We start from the raw sequence: 17,760 nt of genomic DNA, 5'->3' as shown, positions 1-17,760 counted from the left end.
AGGCGCAAAAAAAGGGGCCGTAGCGCACGGCTACAGCCCCGTTTCCTGAACGCTCTGGGCTTAGTCGCGCAGCAAATCGTTGATTGCGGTTTTTGAACGCGTCTTTTCGTCCACCCGCTTCACGATCACGGCGCAATAGAGGTTGATGTTGTTCTTGGATGGCATTGATCCCGCCACCACCACCGAGTAGGGCGGCACTTCACCATACGTGACCTCACCGGTTTCGCGGTCGACGATCTTGGTCGACTTGCCAATAAAGACGCCCATACCCAGAACCGAGCCTTCGCGGACGATACAGCCTTCGACCACCTCGGACCGGGCACCGATAAAGCAGTTGTCTTCGATGATGGTCGGACCGGCCTGCATCGGCTCAAGCACACCACCGATACCGACGCCGCCTGAAAGGTGCACGTTCTTCCCGATCTGAGCACAGGAGCCAACGGTGGCCCAGGTATCGACCATGGTCCCTTCGTCGACATAAGCACCCAAGTTCACAAACGAGGGCATCAGCACCACGCCCGGCGCGATAAAGGCCGATTTGCGCACCACGCAGTTCGGCACGGCGCGGAAGCCGGCAGCGCGCCACTGGTTTTCACCCCAACCAGCGAACTTGCTGTCCACCTTGTCCCACCAGCCGCCATCCTGCGGACCACCTGATTGGATTTCCATGTCCTTGATGCGAAAGCCCAACAGAACCGCCTTCTTGGCCCACTGATTTACGTGCCAGTCGCCGTTGTCCAATTTCTCGGCCACGCGCAGCGACCCGCTGTCCAGCGCGTTCAGCGTATCTTCGATTGCTTCACGCTGTTCCCCAGTGGTGGCGGGGGTGATCGTATCGCGCGCCTCCCAGGCGGCTTCGATGGCGGCTTCCAGTTGCGCGTTGGACATTTGGCGGCTCCCTGCAGAATCTGTTCACGTTGGTGTTGCCTATACGCAAGCGAAGGACTGGCCGCAATGCGACGCTGAACGCGTGCTTTGCGGCTGATGTGTGTGTATTCAGTCGCTCAGCGGATCGGGTGAGATATTGCCACCACAAACCAGCACCGCCACACGTTCCCCGTTTGCGGGCTGATAAGCTCCCGACGTCAGAGCGGCCAGGGCCGCGGCCCCCGCAGGTTCCACCAGAATTCGATGGGCCCGCCACAGCAACTTCTGGGCCTCGGCGATGGCCTCGTCAGTTACCAGAACTGAGGTCATCCCCTGCGCCAATCCAAAGCAGATTGACCCGATCCGCCGCGCGCCCAGCGCGTTGGCTGCGATGCCCGAGACGGAAACATCTACCGGTTCTCCTGCTTGCAAAGCAGCGTTCAGCGCGCAGGAGGTTTGAGGTTCAACCGCCACAACCTTGCGCGCGCCCTGCAACCACGCCAGCGCGCCCGAGATCAGACCACCGCCGCCGACAGCGACCAGCACGGTATCCGCCTGAAGCCCTTGCGCCTCCCACTCAGCGAAACAGGTGCCCTGTCCGGCCACGGTTGCCGGTGCATCGTATGCATGAATTTGCATCGCGCCTGTTGCCTTTTCATGGGCCTGGGCTTCGGTCAGCGCATTTGCGTATTCGCCCTGGACAACACTCAGATCAGCGCCTGTCCGTTCTATCAGGGCAATCTTTGAGGACCCGGCCATCTCTGGCACAAAAATCTTGGCCGGATATCCCAAGGCCCGCGCCGCAAAAGCTGCTGCCGCCCCATGGTTGCCGCCTGACGCCGCAACAACACCCGCCTTTGGCACATCAAGGCTGAGCAGCGTGTTAAACGCCCCGCGCGCCTTGAAACTGCCGGTATGTTGCATGTGTTCCAGCTTTATCTCGACAGGATAGTCCAGCCCCAATGCGTGGCTTTCCATGACCGGTGTCACCTGTGCATACCCGGCAATCCGATCTGCCGCTGCTGAAATTTCGCTCTTCCAATTCATTCTTGTTCTTCCGTGACTGGCGCTCTGCGCGCGAACCCTATAGCTGTTTGCGGGACACGCAAGCAGGGAACTGTCACCTATGAAAGAAGATCGCCTCAGCCCTTTCCGCGACGCACAGACAGACCGCTCAACCGCGAGCGAGGTTCCGGACACGCCGCAGACGCGCTCATCTTCCTATCGCCTTGCCTTCGCGGATGACGATTTCCTGTGCCGCGAAGAATTACGGCCCGTGCGCCTGCAGCTGGAATTGCTGAAACCCGAGATGATCATGTCCGAGCGTGAGATCACGTCAACCATCGTCATGTTCGGCGGGGCGCGCATTCCCGAGCCGTCGCAGAAACACACGGCCCGAACCGAAACGCTGGCCAGCCTGTCGCAGTATTACGATGAGGCGCGTGAGTTTGCCCGGCTGATGACCGAGAAATCCAACGCGACCGGCTGCCGCGAGAACGTCATCGTCACCGGCGGCGGCCCCGGTGTGATGGAGGCCGGAAACCGGGGCGCAAGCGATGCGGGCGGTTGTTCAATCGGGTTGAATATCGTGTTGCCGCATGAACAGGCACCGAACCTATACGTGACGCCCGAGCTGAGCTTCAATTTCCACTATTTCGCCATCCGCAAGATGCATTTCCTGATGCGCGCCCGTGCCATTACCATCTTTCCCGGTGGCTTCGGCACGATGGATGAACTTTTCGAGTCCCTTACTCTAATCCAGACCGGCCGGATGGAACGCGTACCTTTCCTGCTGTTCGGGCGCGCGTTCTGGGAAAAGGTCATCAATTGGGAGGCGCTGGCCGACGCCGGCACCATCTCGGCCGAAGACCTTGATCTGTTCCGTTTCGTGGATACCGCGCAACAGGCGGTCGACATTATCGAGAACTGGGACCCCGCCCCAGCCCGCGACGAAATTCCGGGGCGTTGAAGAATGACTTCGAAGACCGGAGAAATGCTGCATCTGCGTGGCAATGCACTGAAACAGGGTGAACCGGTGGCGCTGCCGCTTGTCCAAAGCAGCATGTACCACCTTCCCGGCGCGCCGGATGGCTTGTCCACCTATGGCCGGGTCGACAACCCTACGTGGCAGCATCTGGAACATGTACTGGCCCATCTTGAAAACGCGCCCTGCCTGACCTTCCCATCCGGCATGGCGGCGATTTCAGCGGCGTTGTTCGCAACTGTGAAGGCCGGGTCCAGTATTCTTATCCCGTCGGACGGCTACTACGTGACGCGGGTTCTGGCCGACAGGTTTCTGAGCAATCTGGGCATCTCGGTCACTGAACGCCCGACCACCACGTTTGCCGACGGTGGATTTGACGGATTCGACGTGGTCTTTGTCGAAAGCCCATCGAACCCCGGGCTGGATATGATGGACTTGCCCGCCATCGCCGCAGCGGTGCGTGCGGCGGGGGGAATTACGATTGCCGACAATACGACCCTAACCCCGCTGGGCCAACGGTCGCTGGATATGGGTATCGATATTGTGGTGGCCTCGGACACAAAGGCCATGGGCGGGCATTCCGACCTGCTGATGGGTCACGTCGCCAGCCGCAACCCGCGAATCATGGAGCGGGTAGAGGAATGGCGGAAAGTTTCGGGTGCGATCCCCGGACCGCATGAGGCGTGGCTGCTGCATCGCGGGCTTGAAACGCTGGATGTTCGGTTTGACCGCATGTGTGCGTCCGCTCAAGTTCTGGCGGAACGGTTGGCAGAGCACCCGGCGGTAGGCCAAATCCGCTACCCTGGACTGCCCGATGATCCATCATACACCCTGGCCAAGGCCCAAACCACGCACTTTGGCTTCTTGCTGTCGATCACGCTGGGGTCAGAGGAAAAGGCTGAAACCTTCATAAACACCTGCCCGATGCTACGCCCCGCGACATCCTTCGGTGGCGTCCACAGTTCGGCAGAGCGCCGCGCGCGGTGGGGCGATGATGTTGACCCTGCCTTCATCCGCCTGTCGGTGGGCTGTGAACCGGTGGAAGAGCTATGGCAAGCGATCGAGGACAGCCTGAACGCGCTGTAGTTATTTCTTCGGCTCACGCAGTTCCTTGAACACATAGATCGGTAGCACAACACTGGCGACCAACGCGCCCAGCCAGACCAACAGCGTCGCCGCCAGCAGATTGGAAATTCCACCGACTGTCAGCCCATTCGTGATCAGATCAGTCACCAACAGGCCGATGAATGTCACGATCAACGCGATACCGCCCTTGATCGCGGGTGCTTTTTTCTCACCCAGTTTCAGGATCACCGGCTCGGCGATCCATTGCACCAGCGTGAAGACAATCACGACAACTATGAACGAGATTGGCTTTATCGCGAATTCCGGCAGCAACAGCGCAGCAAGCAACAACCCGATGGCATTGCCGGCCAGCAGGGCCAGAATAGACTTGAGTCTGCGCGTCATTGGGGATCTCCGTCAACCAACTGTTCTAAATATGCATATGTTAACAAGCTTGCAGGATTTTGCGAGCGGTTTCAAATGCCTCTTCCTTTCGGACGAGTGAAATCGCATGATGCAACCTATCCTGTTCAGCCCGACCCGCGAGAGGTGAGATGAGCGACGATCCCTATTCCGTGCTTGGTGTCGCCAAAGATGCCAGCGCCGCCGAAATCAAAAAAGCTTACCGGCGCATCGCCAAAGACTGCCACCCCGATTTGAAACCGGGCGATACGGAGGCGGAAACCAAATTTAAAGCTGCGGCCGCTGCCTATGATCTGCTGAAGGACCCGGAAAAGCGCGCCCGGTATGACAAGGGTGAGATTGACGCGTCAGGCCAGGAACGCCCGCAACAGCAGTATTACCGCGAATATGCCGAGGCCGCCGGAAACCCTTATCGCGGACAGGCGGCAGACCCTGAGGATATGTCAGACATCTTTGCCGAGTTCATGCGCGGGCGCGGTGGCTTTGGGCAGCGTAGAGGTGATTTCCATGCGCCGGGGCACAATCGAAGCTATACCCTGCAAATCAGCTTTCTGGACGCAGTCTTTGGTGCCAGCCAGAAACTGACCTTGCCCGATGGCGACCGGATCGAAGTAAAAATCCCGGCCGGTATCACGGACGGACAGACCATCCGCCTGCGCGGCAAAGGTGATCCGGGATTTGGCGAAGGTCCACCGGGTGACGCTCTGGTCACGGTCTCGGTTGCCGGTCACCCCGTATTCGAGCGTCTGGGCGATGACATCCGTATCACCCTGCCAATCACAATTGACGAGGCCATTCTGGGCGGCAAAGTCCGCGCGCCCACCATTGATGGTGGCGTAAATGTCAATATTCCCGCAGGAACCAGCAGTGGCAAAACGCTGCGCCTGCGCGGTAAAGGCGTAAAGAAACGCGGCTCAACCGAGCGTGGCGATCAACTGATCGAGCTGACCGTGTCGATGCCCGAGGAGATCGACGACGAGCTTAAGCAATTCATGGAGACATGGCGCGAAAGCCACCGCTATGATCCGCGTAAAGGAATGCCGTCATGACCCGCACCCTGACCGAAGAGCAGTTGATTGCAACCGTCACCCACCTGACATCGACCCGGTTGACCGAATACCTGGCCGCCGAGATTGTTATCCCGGAGCAGACAGAGCAAGGCCCGGTCTACCGCACCCTCGACGCCGCCCGCCTGGAACTGGCCTGCGAATTACACGATCAATACGAGATGGAGCCTGACGCGCTGTCGATGATGATCTCATTGATTGACCAGATGCACGGGTTGCGCGCGGAACTGCGCGAGGTGTTGAAGGCGATTGAGACACAACCCGAACCGGTACGTCAGGCTTTGATCAAGGTGATTGGTACGGCTCGATTCGGCGGGCAGTGATCAGTTGCTTGTGGCGAACTCTTCGGGCACAAAAAAAGTATAGTCCCGGTCCGAAACCGTTTCGTGGCAACTGTGGCAATAGGCGACCGCATTGGCACGGGCGCCCATCGTATCCCCAAAAAGCGATCCATCCGGCAATACCATGATATAACGCCAATCAGCCGTATCGGGGCTGGCGCCCGCGGACAGCTTCTCCATCACGAACAACGCGCCGGGATGGACATTGCCCTCATCCGTTACGGTGACGCTGTCCTTTGCCAGAACCGAGCCGAGGGGGAGTTTTTCGCCCGGTTGAAGCGTCCCGTAGTTGTGCGCCATTCGATTGGCATAGCTGTTTACAAATCTTTTGCCATGCGTAGCCGAGATATAAGGTGCATCGTTAAACAGCGGCCAGCTCTGGTAATTCATAAGCTGGTCCAACTGTGCGGCGCCGTAGCCCCGCGCCATGCGACGCTGCAACGATTGATAGATGCGCAAGGCTTCTTCCTTGGACAACTCAGCCGGGTTTTCGATGGCGATATGAGCATTTTCGCTCGCAGACTGCGCACCTGCATTTGACACAACCAAGGCCGCAAGCCCTAAGGCTGAGATGGAGATCAAAACGAAACGTCTAAATCGTAAAAACATTTGAATGGCCTACCCGATGGACAAGGTTCGCCTAAGCGCCGCAAACCTGACCCTGAGAAGGATAGCGGCCTTGAAGAATCGCGCTACTGCCGGGCCATGGCTTTCACAGCTTTGTGCGTCAGAGTGAGATTTGGAACTCGGACTGAGCCTGAAAAACGCCCCATAATTCATAGGCAAATGACAGTGACCCGACCAGTATACCATACCTCTCTGATCTGGGATACTTGAACAGCCTAGCGTTGCAGACCAGCTTCGGCCTCAATCTGCTTGCGGGATTTGCGGGCGCGTTCGGTTGCTGATTTCAGCTGACCACAGGCTGCCATGATATCTTCGCCGCGTGTCTTTCGAATCGGAGAGGCGTAGCCCGCCTGATAGACGATATTCGCAAAGGCCCGAATACGGTTGTTCGAGCTTCTTTTGTAAGGCGCGCCGGGCCATTCGTTGAACGGAATCAAGTTGATCTTGGCCGGAATATTGTAGCGCTTGATATGGTCTATCAGCCGGTGTGCGTCCTCATCGCTGTCATTGACACCATCCAGCATCACGTATTCGAACGTAATCCGCTCGGAATTCGAGGCCTTGGGATAGCTGGCAAGTGCTTGCAGCAGCTCCTCGATATTCCAGCGCTTGTTGATCGGGACCAGCACGTCGCGGGTTTCATCCGTGGTCGCGTGGAAGGAAATCGCCAGCAAACAGCCGATTTCCTCGGCCGTGCGTGCGATTTCAGGCACAACGCCGGATGTGGACAAAGTGATGCGCCGGCGCGACAGGGAAATCCCCTCGGGGTCCATGGCGATCTTCATCGCGTCGCGGACGTTTTCGAAATTATAGAGCGGCTCGCCCATGCCCATGAGAACGATGTTTGATAGCAGGCGCGTTTCGTCCTTGGGCGCGCCGGGGGTCGGCCATTCATCAAGATCGTCGCGGGCCATCATCACCTGGCCCACAATTTCGGCCGCGGTCAGGTTGCGCACAAGTTTCTGCGTGCCGGTATGGCAGAACGAGCAGGTCAACGTGCAGCCCACCTGGGATGAGATACACAGCGTCCCGCGATCCTCTTCGGGGATGTAAACGACCTCGACCTCATGTCCGCCCGCAATACGACACAGGTATTTGCGCGTCCCGTCCTCGGACACCTGACGGGTGACCACTTCGGGAATTTCGATCACAAAGCTCTCGGCCAGTTGCGCGCGATAGGCTTTGGCAAGGTTAGTCATCTTGGCAAAGTCGCGCACACCCCACTGGTAAATCCATTGCCAAATCTGTCCGGTTCGCATCTTGGCCTGCTTTTCAGGCGTGCCATGTGCGATCAGCACCTCCCGCAGTTGGTCGCGGGTCAGGCCGACAAGGTTTGTCTTCCCTTCCGGCAATTTGCGGGGGATGATCATGACGTCTTGAGTGATCGGCGCTTTGGGCGACATGTGGCTATCTCGGAACATTCTGGCTTGGGATGCGCCTCTATATAGGATTGCGCGCAAAGATCAAAAGGAATCGTCACGCCTAATTCGCGTAGCCCAGCAATTGATCAACGCGTGCACGGCCAAGATCAACCCGACAAGCGGTAATGGCAATCCCCGTGCCCGAGCCGCCGCCAAAAGATGCGCCAACCGCTTCGCATTGTGCATCCCGGTAAGAGACCCATGCGTCTTGTGCCGCCTCTAACGCGGGTTGCGCGACCAATCGTTCGGTGATGTCATCAAGCTCTTTTGCGGCACTCATGGCGAGGTCATAGCTCGCCTCGACGGCCTTGTTGACGCGGGCTTCTGCGTCGCGAACACAAGACCCGATCTCAACCTGAGAGCTTGCCTCCCAGCATTCCAACGTCGGGTCCGCAAACGCGGCGGACGGCAGGAACAGAACAAACAGAACGTGACGCATAAGTCGTTTCCACTAGACACTTCTTAAGCGCCGACAGTAACACAAGCTGTCAGTTGTGCCTAACAGAGTTGGCCGCCACGCAACGTGCGCCGCGGCCTGGCTGATCTGTCATTTCATGGCAAACATGCCTCAGCAAAACCTATCAGACGCCCGCAGGAACAACGGCACAATCTGCAGCGTCCAAGGTTTGTACCGGGTCATTCGGACCGCATTCCTCACCCGAAATCGGATAGGTCTCATTGGTGTTTTCGCACGCGCTCAGCAATGCAGCAGCCAGCATCAAGACGGCGAGGGTTTTATTCAGCATTTTCAGGTTCCTTCCTTTGTCCGTAAACTGATTAGTTCAGTAGACAGAGGATCACTTTGATACGGATCAAGTTGAATACCGGACGTGACGTAAACAATACGTCTATGTGAAAAACTCAAAGCCCCGCCGGATGACGGGGCTCTGCGCGCTGTATGTCTGGTATTATTCCGTGCAGCGCTTCTCGGCGTCTTCAATTGCGGCCGTAAAGCCCAAAAGCGAGAATGTGTCTTTGGTTTGTGTTCCACGTTCCGAACGCGCGGTCAGCACCGCCTCGGTTCCGCGCTTCATGGCCGCGACAACCTTCAGGTCTTCACCAGCCGTCGCGGGCCAGGCCCATTCACCGTCGGTGATGAATTCAAACTCAGACCCGTCGACTTCGACATTCACTGTCGAGCCTGCTGCAAAAGGATATCCGCCGGTGAACGTCACCTGTCCCTTCACATCTGCGTTCGGACGATAAAACACGAACAGCAAGATATCGCTACGGCGCACCGATACTACGCGGCCACCTCGGGTGTTCACGGTTTCCTTGGGGGCTGACACGCTCCAACATTCGGTGGGATCATCTTCAACGAAAACGCTCCAATCCGTCTTCGCCGCCACGCGATTGGTGCTTGACGCCTGTTGAGCGGTTGCAGTTGTGGCCAACCCGGCCATACACAGGCCCGCAATCACACGGACGAGTTTCGATCCCATCTGTCCAGCCTCCTAGCCCGACCTAATACCTCATACCCACCGGACTTAGCTTCGAACTCTGCCGGTTCGTCTGTAAGTTGCGTATTCCGATGATTGTCGACATACACACACTAACGCAGGTTTCGCCACAGGCGAAAGGGCGATTGGCAGAATTTTGCGCAAATAACGGAGGGGCCAGATGACGCAACCGGTACCAATGACAGAACTGTGGCGAGGCCCCCTGCTGGAAAGCCTGCATATGGGGCATGCGGTGGTCTGTGACGACAGCGGACAGATTGTGCAAAGCTGGGGTGATCCCAATGCAGTGATCTATCCCCGATCCTCGGCCAAAATGATCCAGGGGCTGCCGTTGATCACATCCGGAGCGGCCGCAAAATACGGGCTGAATACCGAACATCTGGCGCTGGCCTGCGCGTCTCATAATGGCGCGCATATTCATACAGATCGCGTATCGGCCTGGCTGAATCACCTTGGACTGTCCGAGCATGATCTGCGCTGCGGCCCGCAAGAACCGCAGGACATGGCGGCACGGGACGGGTTGATCCTCGCCGATGACACGCCCTGTCAGATTCACAACAATTGTTCGGGCAAACACTGCGGGTTTCTGACAGTAGCCCAGCATATGGGCGCCGGGCCGGAATACCTTGAGATCGACCACCCAGTGCAACAGGCCAGCCTGTCCGCGATTGAGGAGACAACGGGAGAGACCAGCCCGGCTTTTGGCATCGATGGCTGTTCGGCCCCGAATTTTGCCACCTCGCTCGTCGGGCTGGCGCGGTCGATGGCGTGGTTTGCGTCAGCCGCTGATCGCTCGGACCGGGCCAGCGATGCGGCGGCTCAGTTGACGGCCGCAATGATCAAACACCCGGAGCTGGTCGCCGGAGAAAACCGCGCCTGTACCGAGCTGATGCGCGCCATGGAAGGACGCGCTGCAATCAAGACTGGGGCCGAGGCGGTCTTCGTCGCCATTATTCCAGAGAAACGTATGGGCGTGGCTTTGAAAATCACCGATGGCACGACTCGCGCCAGTGAATGCGCGATTGCCGCCATTCTGGTCAGCCTGGGTGTGCTGGAGGCCGACCATCCAGCCACCCGCACATTCATGAACGCCACGCAGTACAGCCGCCGCGGGCTGGAATGCGGTGTGATCAAACCAGCGTCAGGATTTCCCGGCTGAGGCTCTCACATTTCGATTTCGTGCACCTCGGCGACCTCGACCGAACCCGAACCGTTGATGACCATGGGGCACCCCTTGGCCATCTCGGTTGCGGCGTCGATGCTGTCCGCTTTGATCACGGTAAAGCCTGAGGCCGGATTTGCACCGCCATTGTCAACAACACCACCGGAACTGACGGTGTAAGACTGGCCAACCGGGTTGCCGGGAATATCCAGCGCTTCGCCCATGTTCTGGAACCACGCACCCCAGGCGGCCATGGTTGCGTCGATTTCAGTGGGATCGGTCGGGGTGGTTCCGCCGTGATAAACAAACAAATATTGGGGCATTTTCTTCCTCCGTCATGAAAGCCTATGGAAACTGTGCCTCGAGCTTGCGCAGGGATGAGGTCCAGCCGGATTCGTGGTTGGCCGCGATCTCGTCATCGCCCAGATCGCGGTGATCGAGGATTAGGCGCGCACCATCGCCCGAGGGCTCGACCGTCAGCGTCACATGGCTTTCTGTCCCGCGCTGATCCTGATCATCGTGCCACCCCCATGTGAACCCCACTGATTTGGGCGGGTCAACATGGGTAACCTGTCCTGATACCTTGTAGCGCTGGCCTTCCGCATTGACCATGACCGAGTACCACGGACCAAGGCGCGAAAAATCCAGGTCATGTTCAGGCACCTGCATCCCTTCTGGCCCCCACCATTGCAACAGCTTTGCACCGTCACTGATCCACGCAAACAGGTTGTCGGGGGTGGTTGGGAACTCACGTTCCAGTTTCAGGTCGGCCATGAATTTTCACTTTCAATCAAATCATTTAGACGGTCCAAGCTGCTTTCCCAAAACTCCCGTTTCGAGATGGTCCATTCGGCAATCGCGCGCAGCCCTTCGGGTTGGATGGAGTATATCCGCTGACTGCCCCGCACCCGTTGCTGAACCAGACCGGCTTGGCGCAGCACCTTTAGGTGACGCGATATTGCCGCCCCCGATATGCCGCGCCCTTCGATCAGATCACCGGCAGACAGTTCACCGCTTTGCATCAATTGCTCGACAATTGAAAATCGGGTGGCGTCGGACAGGGCCGAGAAAGCAGTCAGAAGCGTGTTCATGACTCTTATTTAACATTTTTGTTAAATAAAAGGAAGCCCCTTTCGGGTCAGACGTCTGCGAAGGCCGTGCGGGAATAGCCTTGCAGGTAGAGCAACGCCGTCAAATCCCCATAGTTGATCCGAATGTCACATTGCGCTGCAACCGACGGCTTGGCGTGCAGCGCCACCCCGGTTCCGGCCCGGCTGAGCATCCCCAGATCATTGGCCCCGTCGCCGACAGCGATCACGTCAGCTTCGGACAGACCCAGGCGCTTGGTGATCTGTTCCAGCGCGTCTACCTTGGCCTGTTTCCCCAGGATCGGGCGCTGTACATCGCCCGTGAGCTTGCCGTTTTCGACCAGTAGAGTATTCGCACGATTCTCATCGAAACCCAGCAGGTCGGCCACTTTGGCGGTAAAGGCGGTGAACCCGCCTGATACCAGAACGGCGTACCCCCCGTTCAGACGCATCGTCGCAACCAGCTCTTTACCGCCGGGCATCAGCGTGATGCGTTGTTCCAGCACCTTGCCGATCACGGCCTCATCCAGACCTTTCAGAAGGCTAACACGTTCAATAAGCGCGCCTTCAAAATCCAGCTCACCATTCATCGCCCGCGCGGTGATATCCTTGACCCGATCGCCCACACCGGCCTCATCGGCCAGTTCATCAATGCATTCCTGCTGAATCATCGTGCTGTCCATATCGGCCAACAGCATCAGTTTACGGCGCTTCCCCAGCCGCTGAACGATCAGGTCGACTTCCAGCAGTTGCAGCTCGGCCCAGACGTCCCACCGGTTGTCGGGCAGGCTGGGAAACAAAAACTGCGCGGCCTCATCTTGGCTGAGCCACACCAGATCATCGCCACCCCATGCACTGCACAGCGACTCGACCAAAGCCAGATCAAGCTTGGGCGTGTCCGGGTTGGTCAACAGCGTGGCTACATACATCTTCGGTCTCCTGCGAACTTCCATGCGCATACCTCAGAGGGCGCCAATTCACCAGAGACAGTTGAAGTGTCTACCCCAGAATACCCGGCAACCGCAGCCCATGGGCGCGGGCGCAGTCTTTCGCGGATTCGTACCCCGCATCCGCATGGCGCCACACGCCCGAGGCCGGGTCATTCCAAAGGACACGCTCCAGCCGTTTTGCCGCATCCTCGGTCCCGTCAGCGCAGATTACGACGCCCGCGTGCTGGCTAAAGCCCATACCGACCCCGCCGCCGTGATGAATCGACACCCACGTCGCGCCGCTGGCCGTATTGATCAATGCGTTTAGCAGCGGCCAATCTGAAACCGCATCGGACCCATCGAGCATAGCCTCGGTTTCCCGGTTCGGACTGGCGACCGAACCACTGTCGAGGTGGTCACGACCGATAACAACCGGCGCTTTCAGCTCGCCACTGGCCACCATCTCGTTGAAAGCAAGCCCGGCACGGTGACGATCCCCCAACCCGATCCAACAGATGCGCGCTGGCAGACCCTGAAACGCGATCCGATCCCGAGCCATGTCGAGCCAACGGTGCAGATGCTCGTTCTCGGGGAACAGCTCCTTCATCTTGGCATCGGTCTTGTAGATGTCCTCCGGGTCACCGGACAAGGCACACCAGCGGAACGGGCCGATCCCCTTACAGAATAGCGGGCGGATATAGGCAGGCACGAAGCCGGGGAAGGCAAAGGCGTTCTCCAACCCTTCATCCTGCGCCACCTGCCGGATGTTGTTGCCGTAATCCAGCGTCGGAACACCTGCGTTCCAGAAATCGACCATCGCGGCAACATGCTGCTTCATCGACGCGCGGGCCGCTTTTTCAACTGCTTTAGGGTCTGTTTCGCGCTTTTCCCGCCATTGCGCCATGGTCCAGCCCAGTGGCAGGTAGCCATTGATCGGATCATGAGCACTCGTCTGGTCAGTGACGATATCCGGGCGCATACCACCTTCGGCCATGCGGCGGTAAATCTCGGAGAAGATCTCTGCCGCGTTACCGAGCAGGCCAACCGATTTGGCCTGGCCCGCCTTGGTCCAGCGATCGATCATCGCAAGCGCCTCGTCCAGCGTCTCGGCTTTTTCATCCAGATACTTGGTCCGCAGGCGAAAATCGATGCTATCGGGGTTGCACTCAACTGCCAGACAACACGCCCCGGCAAAGACAGCCGCCAGCGGTTGCGCACCACCCATGCCGCCCAACCCGCCGGTCAGAATCCACTTACCCGTCAGGTCGCCGCCATAATGCTGGCGTCCTGCCTCGGCAAAGGTCTCATATGTGCCCTGAACGATGCCCTGCGTCCCGATATAGATCCAAGACCCGGCGGTCATCTGGCCGTACATCATCAGACCCTTCTTATCGAGCTCGTTGAAGTGATCCCAGGTCGCCCAATGCGGCACAAGGTTCGAATTGGCGATCAACACGCGCGGCGCGTCTTTGTGCGTGCGTATAATTGCAACGGGTTTGCCGGACTGGACGATCAGGGTCTCGTCCTCTTCCAAGTCTTTCAAACCATCGACAATAGTATCGAAATCAGTCCACGTGCGCGCCGCCCGTCCAATACCGCCATAGACCACCAGCTCATGCGGATTTTCCGCCACATCCGGGTGCAGGTTGTTCATCAACATCCGCAGCGGCGCTTCGGTCATCCAGCTTTTCGCATTTAACTCGGGACCAGTCGGAGGATAGATGTCGCGGGTATTCTTACGAGGGTCAGTCATGGCGTAAGCTCCAATGCAGTGTCCTGGATGGCATTCAGAATGTCGCGTAACGAGCGGCGCAACCGGTCCGCTTTGGCCGGGTCATAGCGCCACGGGACAACCTCGGCCGCCAAATAGGTGGACTGTGCCAACTCCATCTGAATGGCGTGTACCCCTTCAGCAGGGCGACCATAGTGACGTGTCGTCCACCCACCTCGAAAGCGTCCGTTCAAGACGCTGCTAAAAGGTGAGTTGAAGGCACATTCACTTGTAATAGACTCTATATTCGGGTCGCAGGTTGCACCCCCATCGGTTCCGATATTCATGTCGGGCAGCGTTCCGTTAAACAAAAACGGAATGCGGCTGCGGATTGAGTGGCAATCGAACAAAACCGCCACCCCATGGCGGTTGCGGACACGCTCAACCTCTTCGCGTAACGCAGAATGATAGGGCGCATGGTAGGCCTGACATCGTTCGGCGATCTCGTCTTCTGAGGGTTCCTGCCCACTCTGCCAGATGGGCTGGCCATCAAAATCTGTCTGCGGCACCAGCGTCGTTGTGTTCTGGCCGGGATAAAGCGAGATACCTTCAGGGTCACGGTTGGCATCGATCACATAGCGGTGGATATGGGATTGCACGACAGTGGCTCCCTCTAAAATCTCGTCATAGAGCCTGTTTATGTGCCAATCGGTATCGGCCAACGCAAACCCCGTGTCATTGAAGCGGGCCGCGATCTCATCGGGTACAAATGTCCCGCCGTGAGGTTGCCCCAGCACGATCGGGCTATCGCCGCGCTGCACGCTGACCACTTGCATCACGTAAGCTCCGGCATTGGAATGCCCACCGCGCTTAGAATGGTGGCGTCAGCGACCAAGTGCTTTGCGGCCTCCAGCTCCGGCGCCAGATAGCGATCTTCGGCCAGGGCGGGAATGTCTGCCCGCAACCGGGCAATAACCTGTTGCAACGGGGTGCTTGTGGTCAGCGGTGCACGAAACTCGACCCCCTGCGCTGCACAGAGCAGTTCGACACCCAGAATGTAGTTCAAATTCTCAACCATACGGGTCAAACGCCGCGCGCCATGCGCCGCCATCGAGACGTGATCCTCTTGATTGGCCGAGGTCGGGGTGCTGTCCGTCACACATGGATTGGCCAGATGCTTGTTCTCGCTCATCAGCGCAGCCGTCGTGACCTCGGCAATCATCAGGCCCGAGTTCAGACCGGGGTTGGGCGTCAGGAAAGGCGGCAGGTCAAAGCTGAGCGTCGGATCCACCATCAGCGCAATTCGGCGTTGCGCGATGGCACCGATTTCGGACAGGGCCAGGGCGATCATATCTGCTGCGAACCCGACCGGCTCGGCATGGAAGTTCCCGCCCGACACGATACCGTCCTCCAGCACCAATGGATTGTCGGTGGCCGCGTTGGCCTCAACCTCTAGCGTGGCGGCAGCCTGACGCATTACATCCATGGCTGCACCGGTGACTTGCGGCTGGCACCGAATGCAATACGGGTCCTGCACCCGCGTGTCGCCATCGCGATGACTTTCGCGAATTTCCGACCCATCAAGCACGGCACGCATGGCGCTGGCGGCTTCAGTCTGGCCGCGATGACCACGAAGTGTATGGATTTCGGACCGTAGTGGCGCAGTTGACCCCATGATCGCGTCCGTCGACATGGCCGAGATGACAAGCGCGTTTTGTGCCGCGCGCCAGGCTTCAAGCAGACCAGCCAACGCAAAGGCCGTTGAAAACTGCGTACCGTTGATAAAGGCAAGGCCTTCCTTGGGGCCTAGTTGAATAGGCTCTAAATCTACGCGTTTCAGGGCTTGATCCCCCGGCAGGATCTCTCCGTTTACCTCTGCCTCGCCTTCACCAATGATCACTGCGGTCATATGGGCAAGCGGTGCAAGATCGCCCGACGCTCCGACCGACCCCTGCGCCGGGATCACCGGCGTGACCCCTCGGACCAGCATCTGCTGCAACACCTCGATCAGGTCCCACCGCACACCCGACGCGCCCCGGCCAAACGACAACAGCTTGAGCGTCATCATCAGCCGCGTCAGCCGCCTTGGGATAGCCCGACCCACACCACAGCAGTGGCTAAGGATAAGGTTGCGTTGAAGGATCGACGTATCCTGCGCGGCGATCTTATGGCTGGCCAGTTTACCAAAGCCGGTATTGACGCCATAGACGGGTTCGTCACCCCGAGCGGCGGCACGAATGCGATCGGCTGCCGCGTCGACTGCGGGTTTACACGCAGGATCCAGCAACACGGCCGTTTGGTTCCAATACACGTCGGCCAATTGCGACAGAGACACTTGACCCGGCTGCAACCTCAGAATGGTCATGCCAACCCTCCGAACACACGTTTGTGGAGCGGGTTGAATCCGATGCGATAAGCCAGTTCAGCAGGGTGCGCGACGTCCCAAACCGCCAGGTCTGCGCGTTGTCCGGGCGCAATTGTTCCCGCGTCGCCGATTCCCAAGGCACGGGCCGCGTTTCTGGTGACACCCGCCAGTGCCTCTTCTGGCGTCAGGCGGAACAGGGTGCAGCCCATATTCATCGCCAACAATACCGAAGTCAGCGGTGAGGACCCCGGGTTGCAATCCGTCGCAAGCGCCATTGGCACTGCGTATTGGCGCAACAGGTCGACAGGCGGCACCTGCGTTTCCCGAAGGGTATAGAACGCACCCGGCAGCAAAACGGCCGTCGTTCCAGCCCTTGCCATGGCGGACACTCCATCCTGATCCAGATATTCGACATGATCAGCCGACAAGGCTCCGTAGGACGCCGCCAATTGCGTTCCGCCCAGATTGGACAGTTGTTCTGCATGCAGTTTCACCGGAATGCCCAAACCTTGCGCCACGTCAAAAACCTGCGCGATCTGAGCGGGGGTAAAGGCGATCCCTTCGCAGAAACCGTCAACTGCATCCACCAGACCCTCGGCATGGGCTTTGCGCAGGGTCGGGATGCAGACATCGCGGATATAGTCATCAGGCCGCGAAGCGAATTCCGGCGGCACCGCGTGCGCGCCCAGAAAGCTGGTTTTCACACGGACGGGACGGGATTCGCCAATACGGCGGGCCACGCGCAGCATCTTCAACTCGGTCTCTGTGTCCAGCCCATAGCCAGACTTAACCTCAATGGTACAGACACCCTCAGCGATCAGCGCGTCAACCCGGGTCAGCGCATCCGCCAACAGCGCGTCCTCGCTAGCTACCCGCGTGGCGGTGACCGTAGACAGGATACCGCCCCCGGCGCGGGCGATTTCCTCGTATGAAGCACCTTTCAGCCGCATCTCGAACTCAACCGCGCGGTCACCGCCGAATACAACATGCGTATGTGCGTCGATCAGAGCCGGGGTGATCAGACGCGGCCCAAAGTCTTCAGTCGGCCAGTCGGTGAACTCTTGCGGCAGGGCGCTATGCGCCCCGGCCCAAACGATCTTGGCCCCGTCAACTGCAATCGCTGCATCGTGACACAGCCCGTAGGGCGTTTCCCCATCGGTCATCGTGGCCATTCCGGCGCTGATCAAAACCGCTTTTCTGGTCATGGCGATTCTTTTCGGCTCCCCTCTTGTTTGATTTTTTCGTATATG

Annotated in this window: 21 protein-coding genes; 5 read left to right on the top strand and 16 right to left on the bottom strand. The window is 58.6% G+C overall.

Translation table 11 applies throughout. From position 1 onward, the window contains the following. Window positions 1–60: 60 nt before the first annotated feature. Together dapD and ACXAET_RS14605 are read right to left on the bottom strand one after the other, a co-directional pair. A complete protein-coding gene (gene dapD / locus ACXAET_RS14610) occupies window positions 61–888 on the bottom strand; it encodes a 2,3,4,5-tetrahydropyridine-2,6-dicarboxylate N-succinyltransferase (protein WP_475186550.1) in 828 nt (275 codons plus the stop codon). Between the two features lie 108 nt (window positions 889–996). Next, a complete protein-coding gene (locus tag ACXAET_RS14605) occupies window positions 997–1,914 on the bottom strand; it encodes a threonine/serine dehydratase (protein ID WP_475186549.1) in 918 nt (305 codons plus the stop codon). A gap of 79 nt (window positions 1,915–1,993) precedes the next feature. On the opposite strand from ACXAET_RS14605, the gene ACXAET_RS14600 reads away from it, so the two are divergent. Both ACXAET_RS14600 and ACXAET_RS14595 read left to right on the top strand, forming a co-directional pair. Further along, window positions 1,994–2,836: an LOG family protein gene (locus ACXAET_RS14600; protein ID WP_475186547.1), complete on the top strand. Its 843-nt coding sequence runs from the start codon at window positions 1,994–1,996 to the stop codon at window positions 2,834–2,836. Window positions 2,837–2,839: 3 nt separating this feature from the next. Then, window positions 2,840–3,937 (top strand): cystathionine gamma-lyase, encoded by a 1,098-nt coding sequence (locus ACXAET_RS14595; protein ID WP_475186544.1) that lies wholly within the window; start codon window positions 2,840–2,842, stop codon window positions 3,935–3,937. On the opposite strand, the gene ACXAET_RS14590 is transcribed toward ACXAET_RS14595, so the two are convergent. Then, a complete protein-coding gene (locus ACXAET_RS14590; RefSeq protein WP_475186543.1) occupies window positions 3,938–4,321 on the bottom strand; it encodes a hypothetical protein in 384 nt (127 codons plus the stop codon). Between the two features lie 149 nt (window positions 4,322–4,470). On the opposite strand from ACXAET_RS14590, the gene ACXAET_RS14585 reads away from it, so the two are divergent. Together ACXAET_RS14585 and ACXAET_RS14580 are read left to right on the top strand one after the other, a co-directional pair. Then, on the top strand, window positions 4,471–5,388 hold the full coding sequence (locus tag ACXAET_RS14585; RefSeq protein WP_475186539.1) for a DnaJ C-terminal domain-containing protein: 918 nt from the start codon (window positions 4,471–4,473) through the stop codon (window positions 5,386–5,388). Beyond that, window positions 5,385–5,729, top strand: coding sequence for a chaperone modulator CbpM (locus tag ACXAET_RS14580; protein ID WP_475186537.1), 345 nt, complete (start codon window positions 5,385–5,387; stop codon window positions 5,727–5,729). The genes ACXAET_RS14585 and ACXAET_RS14580 overlap by 4 nt, the downstream gene beginning before the upstream one ends. Here the strand turns inward: ACXAET_RS14580 and ACXAET_RS14575 are convergent, their stop codons facing one another. From ACXAET_RS14575 to ACXAET_RS14555, 5 genes are all read right to left on the bottom strand, one after another. Then, window positions 5,730–6,356, bottom strand: a complete 627-nt coding sequence (locus ACXAET_RS14575) for a cytochrome P460 family protein (RefSeq protein ID WP_475186536.1) — start codon at window positions 6,354–6,356, stop codon at window positions 5,730–5,732. A gap of 233 nt (window positions 6,357–6,589) precedes the next feature. Beyond that, window positions 6,590–7,777 carry a dual-specificity RNA methyltransferase RlmN gene (rlmN, locus tag ACXAET_RS14570; protein ID WP_475186532.1) on the bottom strand — a complete coding sequence of 396 codons (1,188 nt, stop codon included), beginning with the start codon at window positions 7,775–7,777 and terminating at the stop codon, window positions 6,590–6,592. 79 nt (window positions 7,778–7,856) lie between these two features. Beyond that, window positions 7,857–8,234 carry a lysozyme inhibitor LprI family protein gene (locus ACXAET_RS14565; RefSeq protein ID WP_475186530.1) on the bottom strand — a complete coding sequence of 126 codons (378 nt, stop codon included), beginning with the start codon at window positions 8,232–8,234 and terminating at the stop codon, window positions 7,857–7,859. Window positions 8,235–8,376: 142 nt separating this feature from the next. Beyond that, complete coding sequence (locus tag ACXAET_RS14560; RefSeq protein WP_475186528.1) at window positions 8,377–8,541, bottom strand: hypothetical protein; 165 nt, start codon at window positions 8,539–8,541, stop codon at window positions 8,377–8,379. 162 nt (window positions 8,542–8,703) lie between these two features. Continuing rightward, window positions 8,704–9,237 carry an invasion associated locus B family protein gene (locus ACXAET_RS14555; RefSeq protein WP_068336896.1) on the bottom strand — a complete coding sequence of 178 codons (534 nt, stop codon included), beginning with the start codon at window positions 9,235–9,237 and terminating at the stop codon, window positions 8,704–8,706. Window positions 9,238–9,415: 178 nt separating this feature from the next. On the opposite strand from ACXAET_RS14555, the gene ACXAET_RS14550 reads away from it, so the two are divergent. Continuing rightward, complete coding sequence (locus ACXAET_RS14550) at window positions 9,416–10,414, top strand: asparaginase (protein WP_475186524.1); 999 nt, start codon at window positions 9,416–9,418, stop codon at window positions 10,412–10,414. Between the two features lie 5 nt (window positions 10,415–10,419). On the opposite strand, the gene ACXAET_RS14545 is transcribed toward ACXAET_RS14550, so the two are convergent. From ACXAET_RS14545 to hutI, 8 genes are all read right to left on the bottom strand, one after another. After that, window positions 10,420–10,740, bottom strand: coding sequence for a YciI family protein (locus ACXAET_RS14545; protein WP_475186520.1), 321 nt, complete (start codon window positions 10,738–10,740; stop codon window positions 10,420–10,422). Between the two features lie 22 nt (window positions 10,741–10,762). Then, window positions 10,763–11,191 (bottom strand): SRPBCC family protein, encoded by a 429-nt coding sequence (locus tag ACXAET_RS14540; protein ID WP_475186517.1) that lies wholly within the window; start codon window positions 11,189–11,191, stop codon window positions 10,763–10,765. After that, window positions 11,179–11,508 carry an ArsR/SmtB family transcription factor gene (locus ACXAET_RS14535; protein ID WP_475186514.1) on the bottom strand — a complete coding sequence of 110 codons (330 nt, stop codon included), beginning with the start codon at window positions 11,506–11,508 and terminating at the stop codon, window positions 11,179–11,181. The genes ACXAET_RS14540 and ACXAET_RS14535 overlap by 13 nt, the downstream gene beginning before the upstream one ends. 47 nt (window positions 11,509–11,555) lie before the next feature. Beyond that, a complete protein-coding gene (gene serB, locus ACXAET_RS14530) occupies window positions 11,556–12,434 on the bottom strand; it encodes a phosphoserine phosphatase SerB (RefSeq protein WP_475186512.1) in 879 nt (292 codons plus the stop codon). 70 nt (window positions 12,435–12,504) lie between these two features. After that, window positions 12,505–14,187 (bottom strand): urocanate hydratase, encoded by a 1,683-nt coding sequence (gene hutU / locus ACXAET_RS14525; protein ID WP_475186509.1) that lies wholly within the window; start codon window positions 14,185–14,187, stop codon window positions 12,505–12,507. After that, window positions 14,184–14,981: an N-formylglutamate deformylase gene (gene hutG, locus ACXAET_RS14520; protein WP_475186507.1), complete on the bottom strand. Its 798-nt coding sequence runs from the start codon at window positions 14,979–14,981 to the stop codon at window positions 14,184–14,186. Before hutG ends, hutU begins: the two co-directional genes overlap by 4 nt. Next, entirely contained in the window at window positions 14,981–16,510 is a 1,530-nt protein-coding gene (gene hutH, locus ACXAET_RS14515) for a histidine ammonia-lyase (protein ID WP_475186506.1), read from the bottom strand. Before hutH ends, hutG begins: the two co-directional genes overlap by 1 nt. Further along, window positions 16,507–17,715: an imidazolonepropionase gene (hutI, locus tag ACXAET_RS14510; protein WP_475186503.1), complete on the bottom strand. Its 1,209-nt coding sequence runs from the start codon at window positions 17,713–17,715 to the stop codon at window positions 16,507–16,509. The genes hutH and hutI overlap by 4 nt, the downstream gene beginning before the upstream one ends. Between the last annotated feature and the right edge of the window lie 45 nt (window positions 17,716–17,760).

It is taken from the genome of Ruegeria sp. AWH4_226 (genome assembly GCF_056159225.1).
The sequence above is the reverse complement of the archived record's forward strand: the minus strand, read 5'-3'. Positions and strand labels throughout refer to the sequence as shown.

Bases quoted from the DNA above. Each gene is read 5' to 3' on its own strand.
- dapD (WP_475186550.1), bottom strand. From the start codon at position 888: ATGTCCAACGCGCAACTGGAAGCCGCCATCGAAGCCGCCTGGGAGGCG.
- ACXAET_RS14605 (WP_475186549.1), bottom strand. From the start codon at position 1,914: ATGAATTGGAAGAGCGAAATTTCAGCAGCGGCAGATCGGATTGCCGGG.
- ACXAET_RS14600 (WP_475186547.1), top strand. From the start codon at position 1,994: ATGAAAGAAGATCGCCTCAGCCCTTTCCGCGACGCACAGACAGACCGC.
- ACXAET_RS14595 (WP_475186544.1), top strand. From the start codon at position 2,840: ATGACTTCGAAGACCGGAGAAATGCTGCATCTGCGTGGCAATGCACTG.
- ACXAET_RS14590 (WP_475186543.1), bottom strand. From the start codon at position 4,321: ATGACGCGCAGACTCAAGTCTATTCTGGCCCTGCTGGCCGGCAATGCC.
- ACXAET_RS14585 (WP_475186539.1), top strand. From the start codon at position 4,471: ATGAGCGACGATCCCTATTCCGTGCTTGGTGTCGCCAAAGATGCCAGC.
- ACXAET_RS14580 (WP_475186537.1), top strand. From the start codon at position 5,385: ATGACCCGCACCCTGACCGAAGAGCAGTTGATTGCAACCGTCACCCAC.
- ACXAET_RS14575 (WP_475186536.1), bottom strand. From the start codon at position 6,356: ATGTTTTTACGATTTAGACGTTTCGTTTTGATCTCCATCTCAGCCTTA.
- rlmN (WP_475186532.1), bottom strand. From the start codon at position 7,777: ATGTCGCCCAAAGCGCCGATCACTCAAGACGTCATGATCATCCCCCGC.
- ACXAET_RS14565 (WP_475186530.1), bottom strand. From the start codon at position 8,234: ATGCGTCACGTTCTGTTTGTTCTGTTCCTGCCGTCCGCCGCGTTTGCG.
- ACXAET_RS14560 (WP_475186528.1), bottom strand. From the start codon at position 8,541: ATGCTGAATAAAACCCTCGCCGTCTTGATGCTGGCTGCTGCATTGCTG.
- ACXAET_RS14555 (WP_068336896.1), bottom strand. From the start codon at position 9,237: ATGGGATCGAAACTCGTCCGTGTGATTGCGGGCCTGTGTATGGCCGGG.
- ACXAET_RS14550 (WP_475186524.1), top strand. From the start codon at position 9,416: ATGACGCAACCGGTACCAATGACAGAACTGTGGCGAGGCCCCCTGCTG.
- ACXAET_RS14545 (WP_475186520.1), bottom strand. From the start codon at position 10,740: ATGCCCCAATATTTGTTTGTTTATCACGGCGGAACCACCCCGACCGAT.
- ACXAET_RS14540 (WP_475186517.1), bottom strand. From the start codon at position 11,191: ATGGCCGACCTGAAACTGGAACGTGAGTTCCCAACCACCCCCGACAAC.
- ACXAET_RS14535 (WP_475186514.1), bottom strand. From the start codon at position 11,508: ATGAACACGCTTCTGACTGCTTTCTCGGCCCTGTCCGACGCCACCCGA.
- serB (WP_475186512.1), bottom strand. From the start codon at position 12,434: ATGTATGTAGCCACGCTGTTGACCAACCCGGACACGCCCAAGCTTGAT.
- hutU (WP_475186509.1), bottom strand. From the start codon at position 14,187: ATGACTGACCCTCGTAAGAATACCCGCGACATCTATCCTCCGACTGGT.
- hutG (WP_475186507.1), bottom strand. From the start codon at position 14,981: ATGCAAGTGGTCAGCGTGCAGCGCGGCGATAGCCCGATCGTGCTGGGG.
- hutH (WP_475186506.1), bottom strand. From the start codon at position 16,510: ATGACCATTCTGAGGTTGCAGCCGGGTCAAGTGTCTCTGTCGCAATTG.
- hutI (WP_475186503.1), bottom strand. From the start codon at position 17,715: ATGACCAGAAAAGCGGTTTTGATCAGCGCCGGAATGGCCACGATGACC.